The 17,402-nt window shown below is 72.4% G+C and carries 14 protein-coding genes; 6 read left to right on the top strand and 8 right to left on the bottom strand.

Annotated features, from left to right (window positions below; genetic code table 11):
* Positions 1-16: 16 nt before the first annotated feature.
* Genes ABD298_RS10190 through ABD298_RS10200 form a run of 3 tightly spaced genes read right to left on the bottom strand, consistent with a single transcriptional unit; the run spans position 17 to position 2,747 of the window.
* Positions 17-1,459: a class II fumarate hydratase gene (locus tag ABD298_RS10190; RefSeq protein WP_344299573.1), complete on the bottom strand. Its 1,443-nt coding sequence runs from the start codon at positions 1,457-1,459 to the stop codon at positions 17-19.
* Between the two features lie 47 nt (positions 1,460-1,506).
* Positions 1,507-2,121, bottom strand: coding sequence for a carbonic anhydrase (locus ABD298_RS10195; RefSeq protein ID WP_208711996.1), 615 nt, complete (start codon positions 2,119-2,121; stop codon positions 1,507-1,509).
* 20 nt (positions 2,122-2,141) lie between these two features.
* A complete protein-coding gene (locus ABD298_RS10200; protein ID WP_344299574.1) occupies positions 2,142-2,747 on the bottom strand; it encodes a DUF4245 domain-containing protein in 606 nt (201 codons plus the stop codon).
* 130 nt (positions 2,748-2,877) lie between these two features.
* Between ABD298_RS10200 and glpX the strand changes: the two genes are divergently transcribed.
* Together glpX and ABD298_RS10210 are read left to right on the top strand one after the other, a co-directional pair.
* On the top strand, positions 2,878-3,915 hold the full coding sequence (gene glpX / locus ABD298_RS10205) for a class II fructose-bisphosphatase (RefSeq protein WP_208712013.1): 1,038 nt from the start codon (positions 2,878-2,880) through the stop codon (positions 3,913-3,915).
* A 103-nt stretch (positions 3,916-4,018) separates the two neighbouring features.
* Positions 4,019-5,107, top strand: a complete 1,089-nt coding sequence (locus tag ABD298_RS10210; RefSeq protein WP_344299575.1) for a lipid II:glycine glycyltransferase FemX — start codon at positions 4,019-4,021, stop codon at positions 5,105-5,107.
* A gap of 45 nt (positions 5,108-5,152) precedes the next feature.
* Here the strand turns inward: ABD298_RS10210 and manA are convergent, their stop codons facing one another.
* Genes manA through ABD298_RS10230 form a run of 4 tightly spaced genes read right to left on the bottom strand, consistent with a single transcriptional unit; the run spans position 5,153 to position 9,830 of the window.
* Positions 5,153-6,430, bottom strand: coding sequence for a mannose-6-phosphate isomerase, class I (gene manA / locus ABD298_RS10215; protein ID WP_344299576.1), 1,278 nt, complete (start codon positions 6,428-6,430; stop codon positions 5,153-5,155).
* A gap of 10 nt (positions 6,431-6,440) precedes the next feature.
* Entirely contained in the window at positions 6,441-8,072 is a 1,632-nt protein-coding gene (locus ABD298_RS10220) for an LCP family protein (RefSeq protein WP_344299577.1), read from the bottom strand.
* Between the two features lie 16 nt (positions 8,073-8,088).
* The gene (purE, locus tag ABD298_RS10225) at positions 8,089-8,667 is read right to left on the bottom strand and encodes a 5-(carboxyamino)imidazole ribonucleotide mutase (protein ID WP_344299578.1); all 579 of its coding nucleotides are present in this window, start codon (positions 8,665-8,667) and stop codon (positions 8,089-8,091) included.
* Positions 8,664-9,830, bottom strand: a complete 1,167-nt coding sequence (locus ABD298_RS10230) for a 5-(carboxyamino)imidazole ribonucleotide synthase (protein ID WP_425564385.1) — start codon at positions 9,828-9,830, stop codon at positions 8,664-8,666. The genes purE and ABD298_RS10230 overlap by 4 nt, the downstream gene beginning before the upstream one ends.
* Positions 9,831-9,978: 148 nt before the next feature.
* Between ABD298_RS10230 and ABD298_RS10235 the strand changes: the two genes are divergently transcribed.
* Complete coding sequence (locus ABD298_RS10235; protein WP_344299580.1) at positions 9,979-10,605, top strand: GtrA family protein; 627 nt, start codon at positions 9,979-9,981, stop codon at positions 10,603-10,605.
* Between the two features lie 33 nt (positions 10,606-10,638).
* Here ABD298_RS10235 and ABD298_RS10240 read toward each other — a convergent pair whose 3' ends face one another.
* Positions 10,639-11,328: a TIGR03089 family protein gene (locus ABD298_RS10240; RefSeq protein WP_344299583.1), complete on the bottom strand. Its 690-nt coding sequence runs from the start codon at positions 11,326-11,328 to the stop codon at positions 10,639-10,641.
* A 279-nt stretch (positions 11,329-11,607) separates the two neighbouring features.
* Here ABD298_RS10240 and ABD298_RS10245 point away from each other — a divergent pair, with 279 nt between their 5' ends.
* From ABD298_RS10245 to ABD298_RS10255, 3 genes are read left to right on the top strand one after another with little or no spacing between them, the layout of a single operon-like run.
* A complete protein-coding gene (locus ABD298_RS10245; protein WP_344299584.1) occupies positions 11,608-12,183 on the top strand; it encodes a WhiB family transcriptional regulator in 576 nt (191 codons plus the stop codon).
* A gap of 11 nt (positions 12,184-12,194) precedes the next feature.
* Positions 12,195-15,791, top strand: coding sequence for a glycosyltransferase (locus tag ABD298_RS10250; RefSeq protein WP_344299585.1), 3,597 nt, complete (start codon positions 12,195-12,197; stop codon positions 15,789-15,791).
* On the top strand, positions 15,775-17,394 hold the full coding sequence (locus tag ABD298_RS10255) for a DUF5719 family protein (RefSeq protein WP_344299586.1): 1,620 nt from the start codon (positions 15,775-15,777) through the stop codon (positions 17,392-17,394). The genes ABD298_RS10250 and ABD298_RS10255 overlap by 17 nt, the downstream gene beginning before the upstream one ends.
* The last annotated feature ends 8 nt before the right edge of the window (positions 17,395-17,402 follow it).

A 17,402-nucleotide genomic window follows, 5' to 3' on the forward strand; every position in this document is an offset into this window, starting at 1 on the left:
TGCTCCCGGTGGGAGGCTACTTGTTGGTGCCCGTCATGGTGGTGACGTCGAGGGCCTTCTCGAGGTCGGCCTCGGAGACCTTGCCCTCGCCCTCGCCCACGAAGCCGAGCGCGACGGTGGCCTCACGGACCGTCAGGCCCTCCTTGACGGCCTTCTTGGCGATCTTGGCCGCGTTCTCGTACCCGATGAACTTGTTCAGCGGGGTCACGATCGACGGCGACGCCTCGGCCAGGAAGCGGGCGCGCTCGACGTTGGCCTCGATGCCGTCGATCATCTTGTCCGCCATGACGCGCGAGGTGTTGGCGAGGAGGCGGATCGACTCCAGGAGGTTCGCGGCCATGACCGGGATGCCGACGTTGAGCTCGAAGGCGCCGTTGGTGGAGGACAGCGCGATCGTCGTGTCGTTGCCGACCACCTGCGCGGCGACCATGATCGCGGCCTCGCAGATGACCGGGTTGACCTTGCCCGGCATGATCGAGGAGCCCGGCTGGAGGTCGGGGATCGCCAGCTCGCCCAGGCCGGTGTTCGGGCCCGAGCCCATCCAGCGGAGGTCGTTGTTGATCTTCATGAACGAGTAGGCGATGTTGCGCAGCTGGCCGGACGCCTCGATGAGGCCGTCCCGGTTGGCCTGGGCCTCGAAGTGGTTGCGGGCCTCGGTGATCGGCAGCTTGGTGTCGGCCGCGAGCAGCTCGATGACGCGCTGCGGGAAGCCGGCCGGGGTGTTGATGCCGGTGCCGACGGCAGTGCCGCCCAGCGGGACCTCGGCGACCCGGGGGAGCGAGGCCTGGATGCGCTCCACGCCGTAGCGCACCTGGGCCGCGTAGCCGCCGAACTCCTGGCCGAGGGTCACGGGGGTCGCGTCCATGAGGTGGGTGCGGCCCGACTTGACGATGTCCTTGAACTCCTCGGCCTTGCGCTCGAGCGAGGCGGCGAGGTACTCGAGGGCGGGGACGAGGTCGTTCACGAGCGCGTCCGTCGCGGCCACGTGCACCGAGGTGGGGAACACGTCGTTCGAGGACTGGGAGGCGTTGACGTGGTCGTTCGGGTGGACGCTCGTCTCGGAACCCGCCTCGGCGAGCGCGCGGCTCGCGAGCTCGGCGATGACCTCGTTGGTGTTCATGTTGCTCGAGGTGCCGGAGCCGGTCTGGAACACGTCGATCGGGAAGTGCTCGTCGAATTCGCCGGCGGCGACGCGGTCCGCGGCGGCCGCGATGGCCTGGGCGCGCTCGTCGTCGAGCACCCCCAGCTCCGCGTTGGCGAGGGCCGCGGCCTTCTTCACGCGCGCGAGCGCCTCGATGTGCTTGCGCTCAAGGGTCTTGCCCGAGATCGGGAAGTTCTCGACGGCGCGCTGCGTCTGCGCGCGGTAGAGGGCGGCCGCGGGAACGCGGACCTCGCCCATCGTGTCGTGCTCGATCCGGTAGTCGTCGGTTGCAGGGGCCTGCACTGCAGAGTCAGTCATGGCTCCCAGAATAGGCCCCCGCAGCGACGCGTTCCGAACGGTGTCGCCTAGATCTCGCCGATCTGAGAGACGAGCTCCGCCTTGCCCTCGCGGAGGTGGTAGCAGACGCTGAGCACCGCGGTGCGGCCCTCCTCGACGGCGGTGGCGATGGTCTGCGACGTCTCGATCAGCCGGGCGCCGGCCTGCTTCGCATGCTCGACCACCGTGCCGTCGACGTCGGTCACGCCGTTGCGCTGGGCCGTGAGCACACTCGGCATGATGCGCTCGACGAGGTCGCGGACGAATCCGCTCGGCATGTTCCCGGTCTCGTACGCCTCGACCGAGGCCGTGACCGCGCCGCACGAGTCGTGGCCGAGGACCACGATCAGCGGGACGTTGAGCGGATCGATCGCGTACTCGAGGGAGCCGAGGACGGCTTCGTCGATGACGTGGCCGGCCGAGCGGACGACGAAGGCGTCCCCGAGGCCGAGGTCGAAGATGATCTCCGCGGCGAGACGGGAGTCCGAGCAGCCGAAGATCACGCAGACGGGGTTCTGCGATGCGACGAGTTCGTGGCGGCGCGCCGAGTCCTGATTGGGGTGGACGCTCGCGCCCTCCACGAATCGCTGGTTTCCGTCGCGCAGGATGCGCCACGCCTGGGCAGGAGTGAGAGTCTGGGGCACGCGCCTACTCTAGCGCCCGGCTAGCGGTGTGTGGCGGACGTGACGACGGCGTCAGCCACCTCGTCCAGCTCGGAGAACGCGGCGGAGCCGCTCAGCACCACCGTGGTACCGCCGACGGTCGCAACGAGGCTCTTCTCGATGCCGGGCTTGTCATACAGCGTCCAGTCGACCCCGGCCACGTTCCTCGTGCCGGTCACGGGCGCCTTCTTCACCTGCGCGTTCAGCCAGGTCGGGTTGGCGGTGCCGGTCTGGACGACCGAGACGAACTGCTGGGCAGGTGTGAGGTATCCGATGTCCCAATGTGACACGCCGTCGGTCCCAGCACCGCTCCACCGGGCGTAGTTCGGCGAGTAGCCGTCGGGCAGCGACGGCACGACAGGGGCGAAGCCCGCGACGCCAGCGGCGTTGGCCGCGATCGAGGAGACGTCGACCACCGGCCTGCGGGGCTCCGACTTCGGCGCGGCGTTGAGCAGCACCACTGGCAGGATCGCCAGGAGGCTCACGGCGAGGGCCATGATCATGCCGATGACGGAGGCGTTCGCGCGCTTCGCCGCGGCGGCGGGGATGACCGGCTTGACCGGCGTGGCCTCCGGGGAAGCCTGAGGGGACTGTTCGGTGCTGCTCACCCCTCCATGGTCCCGCACTGGGCCTTCCTCCCGCCAACCGGCTGCGGGGCTGTGAGCGGCGTCATCGTCGCGGCGGGGACATCCCGGACGACTATGATGCGTACAAAGCCCGCTCGAAGAAGAGGTCTCCGTGTCCCCTGCGCCCGACGACAGCCAGTACTCGACCCTTTCCAGCTCGCTCCATGTAGGAGCCGATGAGCCAGACCGCAACCTCGCCCTCGAGCTCGTCCGTGTGACCGAGGCCGCCGCGATCGCCGGCGGCCACTGGGTCGGCTTCGGCGACAAGAACAAGGCCGACGGCGCCGCCGTCGACGCCATGCGCTCGTTCCTGCAGACCGTTCACTTCAACGGCGTCGTCGTGATCGGCGAGGGCGAGAAGGACGAGGCCCCGATGCTCTACAACGGGGAGCGCGTCGGCGACGGCACGGGTCCCGAGGTCGACGTCGCGGTCGACCCGATCGACGGCACACGCCTGACGGCCCTCGGCATCAACAACGCGCTCGCCGTCCTCGCGGTGGCCGAGCGCGGGACCATGTTCGACCCCTCCGCGGTCTTCTACATGGAGAAGCTCGTCACCGGACCCGAGGCTGCCGACCTCGTGGACCTGCGCCTGCCGGTCAAGCAGAACCTGCACCTCATCGCCAAGGCCAAGGGCGTCAAGATCAACCAGGTCACCGTCTGCGTGCTCGACCGCGACCGCCACAAGCCGCTGGTCGAGGAGATCCGCGCCGCGGGTGCGCGGACGAAGTTCATCATGGACGGCGACGTCGCCGGAGCCATCGCCGCGGCCCGTTCGGGTACCGGCGTCGACGCCCTCATGGGCGTCGGCGGGACCCCTGAGGGCATCGTCGCCGCGTGCGCGATCAAGGCGCTCGGCGGCGTGATCCAGGGCCGTCTCTGGCCGACCAGCGACGAGGAGAAGCAGAAGGCGCTCGACGCCGGGCACGACCTCGACCGGGTCCTCACCACGAACGACCTGGTCACGAGCGACAACTGCTACTTCGCCGCGACGGGCATCACCGACGGCGACCTCCTGCGGGGGGTCCGCTACCAGAAGGACCGCGTCAAGACGCAGTCCATCGTGATGCGCTCGAAGTCCGGCACGGTCCGCTTCGTCGACGCCGAGCACCACGCGAGCAAGTGGGAGAGCTGGGCGCGCCGCGCCTGACCCCCGGCCGCCGCGGCTGGCCCGCGGCTAGAATGGGGCGCGGCCTTCGCCGCGCCCCATCGTGCTGCCGAGGACACACTGCCGCGCATCATCCAGGAGGAACATGAGCCCCGAGAGCCAGCTGGCCGCCCGCGATCTGACCGTCCGCCCCTGCACCGACCGCGCAACGTGGGACGGCCTGGTCAACGCACTCGGGGGTCACCCGCTGCAGCTGTGGGGCTGGGGCGAGCTCAAGGCGGCCCATCACTGGCGCACCGAGCGGCTCCTTGTCAGCGAGGGCGAAACGGTCCTCGGGGGCGCGCAGGTCCTCTACCGCGGCCTCCCGTGGCCGCTGAAGTCCTTGGCCTACATCTCACGCGGCCCCGTCTGCGCGCCCGAGGACGCCGAGCGGGTGCTCGCCGCCGTCGGCCGCGCGGTCCGCGAGGCCCACGGCTCCGTGGCACTCGTCGCCGAGCCGGACTGGGAAGCCGGATCCGCAGGGGAACGGGGTCTCGCCGCCGCGGGCTTCCGCCGCGCCGAGAGCACGATCCTCATCCCGCGGACCCTCATCCTCGACCTCACCCTGAGCGAGGACGACCTCATGGCGGGCATGTCGCGCACGACCCGTGCCAACGTCCGCAAGAACCTCAGGGGCGGTCTCGAGTTCCGCACGGTCGCGACCGAGGCCGAGCTCGACCAGGTCCTCGCGATCTACCGCGAGACGGCCGCCCGGGCGGGCTTCGGGATCCACGAGGACCGGTACTACCGGGACATCTGGCGGTTCCTCGGGGAGGACTCGCCCGTCGTGGCGGCATTCGACGGCGACCAGGTCGTCGCGTTCGTCTGGATCGCAAAGAGTGCTGGCACGGCGTTCGAGCTCTACGGCGGCGTCAACGCCGCGGGGCAGAAGGCCCGCGCGAACTACGGCGTCAAGTGGGCCGCGTTCACGGCCATGAAGGCCGCAGGCTGCACGCGCTACGACCTCAACGGGCTGCTCAACGACGGCATCTCCGACTTCAAGAAGCAGTTCGCCCAGCACGAGGACCTGCTCGCCGGAACCTGGGAGCTTCCGCTCTCGCCGTTCTACTCCGTCTACTCGACCGGGATGCCCATCGCGCGGCGGACCCTCCTGCAGGGCCGCCGGGCGGCGAAGGCCGCCGTTCGCCGGGCTAGGGGAGCCGCCGGAAGGGCACGCCAGCTCCTCCAGCGCTGACGCGCCCGACTCCCGGGGCCGGCGTCGTGCGCCTGCGGGAGGCGCCTAGGCCAGTCCCGAGGCCGAACGGAGACCGGTGGTCACAGCGAAGGCCAGGACGCCCTCGGGGCCGGGATGCGCGAGGGCAGGAGCCTCCGCATCGGGGACAAACGCGCTCTGGCCGCGCCCGAGCGCTAGGTCGCCCTTCGGGGTGTCCAGGGTCAGCGACCCGTCCACCACGAGCACGACCGCCGCGCCGGCCTGCGCCACGGGCACCGGCGCGGGGCGGCTGCCGTCCGCCGCGACCGCGATGCGCTGGAGCTGGAACTCCGCGAACGGCGGCCGGTAAAGCTCCTGCCCGAGGTCGGACTCCTGGGCGGCCAGCACGGGCACCTCGGAGGGAGCGAACACGACGGTCCTGAGGAGCTCGGCGATGTCGATGTGCTTGGGCGTGAGCCCGCCGCGCAGGACGTTGTCCGAGGATGCCATGACCTCGATCCCGACGCCCTTCAGGTAGGCATGCACGTTCCCGGCGGGGAGGTAGAGCGCCTCGCCCGGGGCGAGGCTGACCCTGTTGAGGATGAGCGAGATGAGCACGCCCGGGTCGGAGGGGTACTGGGCAGCGAGATCGACGACGGTGCGGAGCGCCGCGTCGTCGTCCCGGCCGGATCCGTGTGCGCCGCCGGGGGAGAGGTGGATGCCCACGGCCGCCGCCACCGCATCGACGCAGGAGCGCACGTCGCGCCCGCCCTCGATCATCCGGCCGAAGGCGGCCGCGAGCGCCGCCGCCTCGTCGGGGCCGCGCAGGAGTTCGGCCACCTGCTCTGTGACCTCGGCGGCGTCGGTCCCCGCGACGAGCCCCGTGAGCCGCTCGAAGAGTGCCGCCGCCTCCGCGGGGGCCCGGAAGCCGCAGAGCGCCTCGAAGGGCGTGAGCGCGAAGAGCATCTCGGGCTTGTGGTTGTCGTCCTTGTAGTTGCGGTGCGGCGCCGAACGGTCGACGCCGGCCGCCTCCTCCGCGGCGAAGCCCGCCCGGGCCTGGTCGAGCGTCGGGTGGACCTGGAGGGACAGCGGCGAGTCGGCGGCGAGGACCTTGAGGAGGAACGGCAGCCGTGGCCCGAAGGCCTCGACGCTCTCCGGGCCGAGCGCCGCGGCAGGGTCCGCCGCGATGGCCTCGTGCAGCGGGACCGACGTCTCGCCGTCGACCATCCGGGAGGGGCCGTCCGGGTGGGCCCCGATCCACAGCTCGGCCTCGGGCTGGCCGCTCGGCTCACGGCCGAGGAGCGCCGCGATCGCGGTGGGCGAACCCCACGCATAGTTCCGCAGGGTGTTGCTCAGCAGATGCATCGAAGTCCTCTCAGAGCGGCGTGCACTCGCCGTTGCCGGCCATGATCTCGTCCAGCAGCTCGTTCTGCCCGGTCCGGAACAGGTAGTCGAGCCGCTGGGCGGTGACCTTCACGCCGTCGGGCCCGATGTCGTTGTACGGCCCCGCCGGGACGCCCGAGGAGACGCTGGACGCCAGAGCGGCGGGCAGCGGGCCCGGTGCGCCGAGCCCGGCAGGACCGCCGGCGCCCGTGGCCTTGGGGCTGGGGGAGTCGGAGGAGGAGCCGGTCGCGGACTTGATGACGTCGGCGACCTTTGCATGGATCGCATCGAAGTCCGGATACGTCGGGAAGGACGCGTCGAAGTCAGGGGGGCCGATCACGAGGCGGCTCGTGGGCTGGCTCTTGCCCTTGAGCGCGAGGTCCACGAAGCTGCCGAGCTGGTCGGCCGAGATGTTGGACTCGACGACCTTCGTGCCCGCGCCGGCGATGTCCTGGAACTTGCTCAGGAGCGTGGCCGGATTGAGCTGGTTGATCATCGCCTGCTGGATGCACTGCTGGCGCGCGATGCGGTCGTAGTCGCTCGCGAACTCGCGGCTGCGGCCGTACCAGAGGGCGTGGAACCCGTCGAGCTTCTGCTCTCCGGGGGCGATCCACCCGATCGGAGGCTCGTGGGTGCCGGAGTTGTCCACCGAGGCGCCGCTGATGGGTACCCATCCGCCTGCCTTGATCCGGATGCCGCCCATGGCATCGATGAGCTGTTGGAATCCTGCCATGTCGACGACCACGTACGCCTGCACCGTGATGCCCAGCGTGCCCGAAGCTGCCTCGAGCGTGGCCTGGGCCCCCGGGTCGTCGACGCCGGGGTAGAGGTCCCGGTACTTCTCGTTCACCTCGGTGTTGATCGCGTTGATGAGGCACTCGTCGCCGCAGTTGTACCCGTCCGGGTAGATCTTGCGCATCGGCGAGCCCTCCGAGAACTGGGCGTTCTGCAGGTTGCGGGGGATCGAGATGAGGGCAGTGCGGCCGGTCGCGGCGTCGACGCTGATGATCGAGAGGCTGTCGGGGCGGCGTCCCACGCGGTCTGCACCGGCGTCGCCGCCCATGACCATGAAGTTGTAGCGGCCGTCCACCGGGCTGATGGCCGGGCCTCCGCTGAAGATCGTGCCGATCGCGCCGCGGCCCACACCGATGAGGTACGCGGCGTACGCGAGGCTCCCGCTCGTGGCGACCATCGCGGCCACGAGCGCGACGACCAAGAGGGCGCGCATCCGGCGCGCGAGCAGGGGGACGCGGATGAGGCGCAGGGTGTTCAGGAACAGGATGGCCCAGCCGAGCGCGAGGGCCAGCAGGAGCACGATGAGCACGAACGAGATCACTGGGTGCGTGAAGATCGTCAGCACCGCTCCGCGGTTCGTCAGGCCCACCACGAGCACGACGGCGGCGACTGCCCACACGCTGAGCGTCACCATCAGCGCGCGGCGGCCGAGCCGGCGGCTCCCGGCCACCAGCTGCGCCGAACCGGGGACGAGGACCGTGAGGGCGAGGAGCGTGAAGGCCCGCTTGGTCCGCACCGCTGACGGGGCGTCCTCGGGATGCCGGATCGGATCCGTGTGGTGGCTGGGCAATCCGGCGAGGTCGTGTCGCCGCGGGCTGTGCAGGGCCATCCTGGTCGTCCCTTCCCTAGCGCCCGCCCCGGGCCTGGACATGCTCCGCTGCGAAGACGGTGGACACCTTCTCCCGCAGCGAAGCTCCCTTCCGGGTGGCCGTGGCGTTGAGATCGCTGGCGAAGTCCGCGAGCTCGTCCGCAAGGCGCTGGCCGAGCTCGTCGTGGGCCGAGGCGAGCATGCGGACGGCGAGGAGGCCCGCGTTCCGCGCACCTGCGATGGACACCGTCGCGACGGGGACCCCGGCGGGCATCTGGACGATCGAGAGCAGCGAGTCCATCCCGTCGAGCGTCTTGAGGGGAACCGGCACGCCGATCACGGGCAGTGTCGTCACCGAGGCGAGCATCCCCGGAAGGTGGGCTGCCCCGCCGGCGCCGGCGATGATGACCCGCAGGCCCCGCTCGCGCGCGCCCTTGCCGTACGCGATCATCTCCTCCGGCATGCGGTGCGCCGAGACGACGTCCGCCTCGAAGGGGACACCGAACTCCGCGAGAGCGTCTGCCGCGGCCTCCATGACGGGCCAGTCCGAGTCGGAGCCCATCACGAGCCCCACGAGGGGGGCCTGCTCGGGCCGCGGCGGGGTGCTCGTGCTCATGCCTTCTCCTTCGGGCGGGCGGGCAGGTCCTGGGGTGCATCGGCGCCGCCGGGCGCCGAGGCGCCGTCGCGGATGATCGCCGCGACCCGGGCGGCGCGTGCGCGCAGCTCGTCGGGGTCCGACCCCGCGCCGCCCACGAGGTTGACGTGGCCGATCTTGCGACCCGGACGGACGGATTTCCCGTAGCCGTGCACCTTGGCGGCGGGGTCGGCGGCCAGGGCGGCGGGATAGGCGCTGAAGAGGTCCTGGTTGGCCCCGCCGAGGTAGTTCTTCATGATCGCCCACTCGCCGAGCACGTCGGTCGCGCCCAGCGGCAGGCCCAGGACGGCGCGCAGGTGCTGCTCGAACTGGCTCGTGACGCAGCCGTCCTGCGTCCAGTGGCCGGTGTTGTGGGGGCGCATCGCGAGCTCGTTGACCAGGAAGCCGACGCCGCGCCCGGGAGTCTCGAACAGCTCTGCGGCCATGACGCCGGTGACGCCGAGCTCGTCGGCGATGCGCAGCGCCGCCTCCTGGGCGGCGGCGGCCACGGCGGGATCGATGCCGGGAGCGGGAGCGATGACCTCGTCGCACACGCCGTGCACCTGGATTGTGTGGACCACCGGCCACGCGCGCGACTGGCCATCGGGGGTACGGGCGACGAGGGCGGAGAGCTCGCGGCTGAACTCGACCATCTCCTCTGCGAGGAGCGGAGTCATCGTGCCGAACCAGTCGATGGACTCCTCGGCGTCGGCGCGCGAGCGCAGCACGCGGACGCCCTTGCCGTCGTAGCCGCCCCGAGGGGTCTTGAGGACGACGGGCCAGCCGATCTCGTCGCCGAACGCCACGAGCTCCTCCACGTGGTGCGCCGCACGCCAGCGCGGATTCGGCAGGCCGAGCGCATCGACGGCCGAACGCATGCGCAGCTTGTCCTGGGCGTGGACGAGCGCGCCAGGCCCCGGCTGGACGTTGACGCCCTCGGCCATGAGGGTCAGCAGGTGCTCCGTCGGCACGTGCTCGTGGTCGAAGGTCAGGACGTCGACGCCGCGGGCGAACTCGCGCAGGTCGTCGAGGCTGCGGTAGTCGCCCACGGGGGCGTTGGGCACAGCAGGGACCGCGGAGACGTCCTCGGCCTCTGCCAGGACTCGCAGTTCGAGGCCGAGGGCGGTTGCGGCAGGGGCCATCATGCGCGCCAGCTGGCCGCCGCCGACGACGCCGATCACAGGGAAAGTCACCCACCCAGCCTACAGAACGTCAGGAAGCCCCAAGCCTGCGGCGGTAGAATCACTCCGCCCCCGGCGGCTCGCGCCAGGCGGCAGGGAACTGTGGAGGACCATGATCAGGACCATCTCCGACCGCCTGCGCGGTCTCGTCTCGCTCTTCTGGCGCGAGGTCGCGAAGTTCGGGACGGTCGGTGGGCTCGCGTTCGTCATCGACTCCGCGGTGTTCATCTGGTTGCTCAACGGCCCCCTGCACAGCGGCGAAGTCTGGGCCAAGTCCATCGCCACCGTCGTGGCCAGCATCTTCTCGTGGGTCGCGAACCGCTACTGGACCTTCCGCCACCGCAAGCAGACCAACGCGGTCCGTGAGGCCGTGATGTTCGCGATCATGAACGGCATCGGCCTGCTCATCGCGGCCGGCTGCGTCGGCTTCACGAAGTACATCCTCCATATGACCGACAAGGTCTCGATCTTCATCGCCGGGTCTGTCGTAGGCCTCATCCTCGGCACGATCTTCCGCTTCTTCGCATACCGCTTCTGGGTCTTCAACGAGGAGCTGGACGCCGAGCCCGGCTACGAGGGCGACCACGAGCTCATCGAGGTGCACCACGACGGCGAGCTTGCGTCCGGACACCCTGGCGACGGCGCGGGTGGCCCCGAGCGCGGCATCCCGGATTCGGGCGTTCCGGACCCGGGCGTCCACGGTCTCGGGAGCACAGGCGAAGGGCCGTCCGGCCGCTAGGAGGCCGCCGGCCGGGCAGCCCGGCTGCGCCGCTCAGGCGGTGACGTTCTCCACGCGGCGGAGGTGATCGACGTCGTCGATTCCCGGGTGCGCGAGGACGGCCGATCCGCCGGCGGACCACGCCCCGATGAGGCGCGCGAGCGCATCCATGAGTCCGGAACTCCCCGCCACGAGGACCCGCGCCCCATCGGCCGCCGGGACAGCGAAGCGCGAGAACAGCTCGGTCTGGGTGAACGTGTGCTGGCCGTCCACCGCGGGGTCGCTCTCCATGGGAGGGTCGAAGGGCTCGTAGGAGTCCGCGAACTGGCGCACGAGCGCCGCGTAGTCCAGTGCCCCGGCGGGCAGTTCGCCGGGATACGCCATCTCGAGCGCCCCGAGCGCGACGGCGACGAGCACGCCGCCGCCTGCCTCGCCGTCGTGCGACTCCGGGCCCGTGAACGTGATGTCCGCCGGCGCCGTGTCCACGAGGACCGCACCCGTCTGGAGCGTCGCGAGCGCGATGACGACCGACTTCCAGTGCGGCGGGAGGTCCAGCCGGACCCGGGTGCCGCGGCCGGCGTCGAGTTCCTCCGAGAGGAAGTTGGATGTCTTGGCGACCCAGTTGTCCAGGACGCGGCCGGAGAGCTCGACCCGCTCGCCGTCGGGCCCGTACCAGGTCAGGCGGGGCGACGCGGAATTGCCGGCGCGGAGGTGGTGCGTGAGGTCGAGAATCGTCGAGGGCATGGCCCTATTGTGCCCGCCCGCCGCCGTCGTCACGAGAGCGTCCCGGCCGCCACGCATTTCGGCGTGTTGGGCGGCTAAACAAATTTCTTCTGCCTAGAATCCGCCGTTCCCGCTTGACTCCCGCAACTTACACGCATGTAATTAGGACTGGACAGTAACTGCGCCGGCGGACGTCGATGAACCGATCATCGCATGCTCCGAGGGGAACCGGCACCGGGAATCTTCCTGGCGCTGGTCGCCGCGGCTCGCCGCGCAGAAAACGACCCGAGGAGGAGCACCGTGGGACAGGCGGAGCGTATCCAGTACGAGTCGGCGGTCGCTGCGCAGGCGTCCGCCGCCTACCGGTCGAGGGGGATTCCCGCGGACTGGTATGTAGACCCGGCGGACCCCGACGCGCACGAAAGGTACCAGGCCCTCTCGGCGAACGCGCTCGAGGAGGCCGCGACGGCGTTCCTCACCGAGCACGCGGTCCACGGCGATGCCCTCGTGGACGACCTGGACGAGCCCGAGGACGAATCCGACGAGCCGGCGGACGAGGCCATCGAGAGGGCGCTGGCGCTCCTCGCGAGCCCGGCCGACCACACCCCCAAGGGGGTGCTGATCGACCTCCTCCACCCGGGCGAGCCGGAGGAGGGGGAGCTCGCGTGGCAGGCAGAGGCCCTGTGCGCCCAGACCGACCCCGAGGCGTTCTTCCCCGAGAAGGGTGGCTCGACTCGCGACGCGAAGAAGGTCTGCGGGTCGTGCACCGTCCGGGCGCAGTGCCTCGAGTACGCGCTCGCGAACGACGAGCGGTTCGGCATCTGGGGCGGCCTCTCAGAGCGCGAGCGCCGCCGCCTGCGCAAGCGGGCGGTCTGATCCTGGAGGCTGTGCACGTCACCGCAGTCGTCGTCGCGCACGACGGCGGCGCCTACCTGCCCCTGACCCTGACCGCGATCTCGTCGCAGACGCGGCCGGTCGACGTCGTCCTCGGAGCCGATGCCGCATCCGACGACGATTCCGCCGAGGTCCTCGGCCGCGCCCTGGGTGCCGACCACGTCGTCGCCGTGCGCGGCTCAGGCGGCTTCGGGGGCGCGGCTCGCAGCGCCTTGGACAAGCTTGCCCCTGCGCGGAGCGGCCCCGACGGCCCGGCCCAGGAGTGGGTCTGGCTCCTGCACGACGACTCGGCCCCCGCACCCGACGCTCTCGCGGAGCTGCTCGGCGCCGTGGAGCGCGCGCCGAGCGTCGCCGTCGCGGGCTGCAAGCAGCTCGACGCCGACGCGCCGCGACGGCTCCTGGACGTCGGCCTCTCCGTGAGCCGGTGGGGCGAGCGGCTGACCCTCATCGACGTTGATGAGCAGGACCAGGGGCAGCACGACGCGCGCAGCGACGTCTTCGCCGTCAACTCGGCGGGAATGCTCGTCCGCCGGGACGCGTGGGAGCAGCTGGGCGGGTTCGACCCCGGGCTTCCGGCCACGGGTGACGACGTGGACTTCTGCTGGCGGGCCCGCCTCGCAGGCCACCGGGTCGTCGTCGTGCCCTCGGCCCGGATCCTGCACTCCTTGCGGCCGGAGGCCGCGGGCACCCCCTTCGCAGCCCGACGCGCCGAGGTGTACTCCCGGCTCAAGCACTCCCCGGGATGGCAGCTCCCGTTCCAGGCCCTCGGCGCCCTCCTCGGCGGGCTGTGGCAGTTCCTGCTCGGGATCGTCCTCAAGGAGCCGGGCGTCGGCGCTGCCAGGCTCGGGGCGAGCCTGGCAGCCCTCGGCGCGGTCGGCCATCTCGCGCGGGGCCGCCGCGCGGCGCGCCGGACGCGGACCGTCTCGCGCAGCACCCCCCGAGAGCTCCAGACGTCGCGTGCCGAGATCTGGGCACACCGCCGGGCCCTCCTCGAGTCCGCGGCGGCGGACTCCGAGGCCGTGGTCGGCGACGGATCCGGCAGCGCCGCCGGGCCCGAGGAACCCACGGGAGACTCCCAGCACGACTTCGCGGCCCTCGCGGTCGCCACGCGCGGCTGGCCGGGCACCGGCGCGATCGTGGTCGCGGGCGCTGCGCTCCTGGCCTCCCTCGTCGCGCTCGCGCCCCTCCTCGGAGCGCAGGCCGCGGTCGGCGGTGCGCTCATCCCTGTCTCCTCCGCGATGGGCGACATCTACGCCAACGCGACGGCATGGTGGTCCCGTCTGGGAGCGGGAGAGCCCGGCTACGGAGACCCGTTCGACCTCGTGCTGTGGCTCCTGGGCCTCGTGGGCTTCGGCGACGCGAACCGGGCCCTCGCCCTCGCGCTCGTGGCTGCCTCCCCGCTCGCGGCGCTCGGGGCATGGGCCCTGGCGGCGAACCTGACCGCGCACCGAGCGCCGAGAGTGCTTGCGGCCGTCGTGTGGGCGGCGGCGCCGGCGCTCCTCATCGCCGTCGGCGAGGGGCGGATCGGGGCCGTCGTCGCCCACGCGGCCCTGCCGTGGGCGGCGCTCGGGCTCCTCCGCGCGGTCGGCGGCGCGCGCGTGCGCGCCATGACGGCCTCGGAGCAGCATGAGCCGCGTCCCGGTTCGGGGGGCGTGCCCTCGTGGACCGCTGCCGCGGCAGGCGGGCTCGCCCTCGGCCTCGCGACGGCGGGCGCCCCCTCGCTGGTGCCGTTCGCGGTGATCCTGGTCGTCGCGGGCCTTGTGGCCCTGCGCGGTCAGGCGCGTGCGCTGTGGTGGGCGCTCGTCCCGACGGTCGCCGTCTTCCTTCCTCTGTGGGTCTCCACGGCCGAACGGCCCCGGGCCTGGATCGCCGACCCGGGCGTTCCGACCCCGTTCGCGGTGGCGTCGCCGTGGCAGATGCTCCTGGGCCAGCCGCTCGCCTTCGACCCCGCGGCGCCCCTCAGCGGCCTCGCGTTCCTCCCTGCCGGCGTCCCGTGGTCGCTCGTGGGTGCGCTCGTCCTCGCCGCGCCCCTCCTGCTCGGGGCCGCCGCCGCGGCGGTCCTCCTCAGGGGCCGCCGCGGCACAGCCGCACGAGCCCTCGTGGCGATCGGGATCCTGGCGCTGGCCTATGCCTGGGCCGTGTCCCGGATCCCGGTCGCCGTGTCCGGGGATACGCTCGTGGCCCCGTTCGCGGGTCCGAGCCTGGGCGCCGCCACGCTGGGCTTCCTCGGCGCTGCCGTCCTCGGAGCGGACAGGCTGATAGAGCACCGCCGTGCCGCCGCGAACCGCGTGGCTGACGGCGATGCGCACCAGAAGCGGGCGCTCCGCCGCAGGGCCCGGACTGCTGCCGCGGTCACCGCAGTGGCCCTGATCGGTGCAGGCGCCGGACCGGCGGCCGCACTCGCGCACTGGGCGTGGGCGGGTCTGAGCCCCGCGCGCGCCGAGGCGCACGGCCTGGGTCCGGACATCCAGGTGGCACCCGGCGCCGCGCGGACCCTTCCAGCCACGGCTGCAGACCTCGGCCTCGGTCCGCAGCAGACGCGCACGCTCGTCCTGGGCAGCGCCGACGACGGAAGCGTGACGGCCTCCCTCATGCGCGGGGCCGGCACCACCCTCGACGCCCTGTCCGCCGCCGCGTCGGCGAGCCGCATCACCGGCCCGTGGGGCGCGGAGCGCATCGCTGACGACGACGGCGCCCTCGTTGCCCTTCGCCGTGCCGTTGCCACCGTCGGCGGCGCCGCGAGCGGGGGAGCGGCCGGGGTCGATCCATCGAAGGACCTCACTGCCCTCGGAGTCGGATTCATCGTGCTGAAGGACCGCTCGGCGGCCGACGAGGTCGCGGCCGCGCGCATCGACTCCGTCCCGTCCCTCGTGCCGGTGGGCCGGACTGACGCCGGCTGGCTCTGGAGGGTCACGCCGAACGGGCCGCAGGCGGGCGACGCGTTTGCCATCGCGCAGCGCGCACGCATCGTCGACTCGAAGGGCCAAACGCTGTCCTGGCTGCCGTCGGGGCCCGAGCAGGTCTCCGTGGACGTTTCTGCCGCCGATGGGGCCCGGCGCCTCGTCCTCGCCGAACGCAGCGGGCCCGGGTGGACGGCGACCCTGAACGGCATAGCGCTGGCGCCCGAGGCCCAGGACTGGGCCCAGGCGTTCGAGCTCCCGGAAGAGGGCGGACGGCTCGAGGTGCGCTATGCGGTGCCGGCGGCCGCGCCGCTCGGGCTGCTCGCCGCCGTCGCGATCGGGCTCACGGTCCTCCTCGCGGTGCCGGCCCGGATCCGGCGCCGCACGTCCGGCGGCCGCACCGGCGCTGGGCTCCTGCTCCCTGAGACGGCTGCCAGGCGCCACCGCCAGGACGCGCCCCGCCAAGACACGCAGGGTGGCGGCGGAACCGCCGACGACGCGGCGGATGGGTGGGGTCCCGACAAGCGGCAGGACGACCCTCCCGGAGGCGGCGGCCGCCGTGGCACGAAGCGTCACCGAGGCGGAGAGGACGCCGACCCGCCGGAGGAGATGGACAGCGGGAATGCGAAGCAGGGGGAAGATGCCCGGCCGGAGGGAAGGCAACGTGCAAGCGATGAAGCGTCCGTCTGAGGGCCGCGCGGCGGCCTCGGGCCGGAAGACGCCGACGGGCGGAGGACGCCGCGCCCGGGCAGCGGGCGCCGCAATCGCCGGGGGCCTGCTCGTGGCCGCCGGAGCCGCTCTGACCGTCTACGCGTCGGGGATCCCGGCCCCGGCCTCGCTCGCCGCCGGGACAGCGCGGTCCGCGGAGGTGCCCGCGGGCGACGCCGTGCGAGGCTGCGCCGGCCCCGCACGCCTTCTCGAAGGAACGCCCGTGCAAGGCGATCCCCAGTTCAGCCCGGCGAGCAAGACCGCCCGCACGGACGTCTCAGCGGTCGTCCTCTCGGACACCCAGGGCACGCTGCCGGACGCCTCGGTGACCGGCGCTGACGGCGGCCTCCTCAAGTCCCTGCCCGGACAGGCCGTCGCCGCGGGCACGGCAGCCCAGCCGAGGGCCGCCGTCGTGCCCGCCCAGTCGGTCAGCGCCGCCGCAATCCTCACGGCCCGCGCGGCCGGGGGAGACGTCCCGGACATCGCCGGCCTGACACGCTTCTCCGCGTCCGACGGCGACCTCCGGGGACTTGCCACGGCGTCCTGCACGGCCCCGGCCAATGACCAGTGGCTCCTGGGCGCCTCCACCACGGTGGGCAGGACGTCGGTCCTGACGCTGACGAACCCGAGTGCCACCCCCGCGACCGTCGATCTCGAATTCGTGGGGGACAAGCCTCTGGCGCAGGCTCCGCCGTCGAGCCGCGGGCTGCAGGTCAAGCCGAACAGCACGGCGTCGTATGTGCTCAGCGGCTACCTGCCCGGACAGGCCAACCTCTCCGTCCATGTGCGCAGCACCGGCGGCCCTGTCTCGGCCGTCATCCAGCAGTCGACCCTCCGGGGACTCACGCCGGGCGGCGTCGAGCTCATCACCGCGGCCGCAGCACCCGCCGCGCGCCAGACCGTCGCGGGGATCGACCTGCAGGACCCCGCCCAAGCCAAGCAGCTCGCGGCCCGTCAGGGCTTCGCCGACGCCGCCGCCTCGCTTGCTCTCACGGTCCCCGGTGCCGCCGACGCGGTCGTGCAGCTGCGTGTCTACGGCAGGAACGGGCCGGTCGCGCTGCCGGGCGGCGGAGTGGTGACGGCGAAGGCAGGCACCGTCACGGAGGTCTCTCTCGCGGGCCTTCCCGCAGGCACGTACAGCGTCTCCGCCTCGGCGGACGTCTCCTTCACCGCCTCAGCCCGGGTTCCCCGCGGGCTATCCGCCACGGAGCCGCTCGACTTCGCGTCTCCGGGGGCGTCGATCCGGCTCGGGGACGACCACGTCCTCGCGGTGGGGAAGGGCCTCACACGGAGGGTCGTCGTCGGCGTGCCGGACGGCCGGGCCCAGATCCGCGCGGTGCCGGTCACCGACGACGGGCGGCTCCACGCAGCCCAGACGGTCGACGTAGCGGGAGGGACGACGGCGGTCGTCGACGTCCCAGCCGAGGCCGAGGGCTCACCGGTGGCGGCCCTGCTCATCTCGGCGACGGGCGATCCCGCCTACGGCACGCTCGTCACGACCGGCGACGGCAATGCGATCGCGGCAGCCTCCATCGTCGCTCCGGCAGCGGGAGCCCAGGCCCTCCCGGTCACGCTCGGCTACTGAGCCGGCGG

This window comes from Sinomonas flava, assembly GCF_039531875.1.
GTDB classification, from domain to species: Bacteria; Actinomycetota; Actinomycetes; order Actinomycetales; family Micrococcaceae; genus Sinomonas; species Sinomonas flava.

Coding starts and splice junctions, on each gene's coding strand:
- ABD298_RS10190 (WP_344299573.1), bottom strand. CDS start 1,459: ATGACTGACTCTGCAGTGCAGGCCCCTGCAACCGACGACTACCGGATC.
- ABD298_RS10255 (WP_344299586.1), top strand. CDS start 15,775: ATGAAGCGTCCGTCTGAGGGCCGCGCGGCGGCCTCGGGCCGGAAGACG.
- purE (WP_344299578.1), bottom strand. CDS start 8,667: ATGAGCACGAGCACCCCGCCGCGGCCCGAGCAGGCCCCCCTCGTGGGG.
- ABD298_RS10230 (WP_425564385.1), bottom strand. CDS start 9,830: ATGATGGCCCCTGCCGCAACCGCCCTCGGCCTCGAACTGCGAGTCCTG.
- ABD298_RS10240 (WP_344299583.1), bottom strand. CDS start 11,328: ATGCCCTCGACGATTCTCGACCTCACGCACCACCTCCGCGCCGGCAAT.
- ABD298_RS10210 (WP_344299575.1), top strand. CDS start 4,019: ATGAGCCCCGAGAGCCAGCTGGCCGCCCGCGATCTGACCGTCCGCCCC.
- ABD298_RS10220 (WP_344299577.1), bottom strand. CDS start 8,072: ATGGCCCTGCACAGCCCGCGGCGACACGACCTCGCCGGATTGCCCAGC.
- manA (WP_344299576.1), bottom strand. CDS start 6,430: ATGCATCTGCTGAGCAACACCCTGCGGAACTATGCGTGGGGTTCGCCC.
- ABD298_RS10235 (WP_344299580.1), top strand. CDS start 9,979: ATGATCAGGACCATCTCCGACCGCCTGCGCGGTCTCGTCTCGCTCTTC.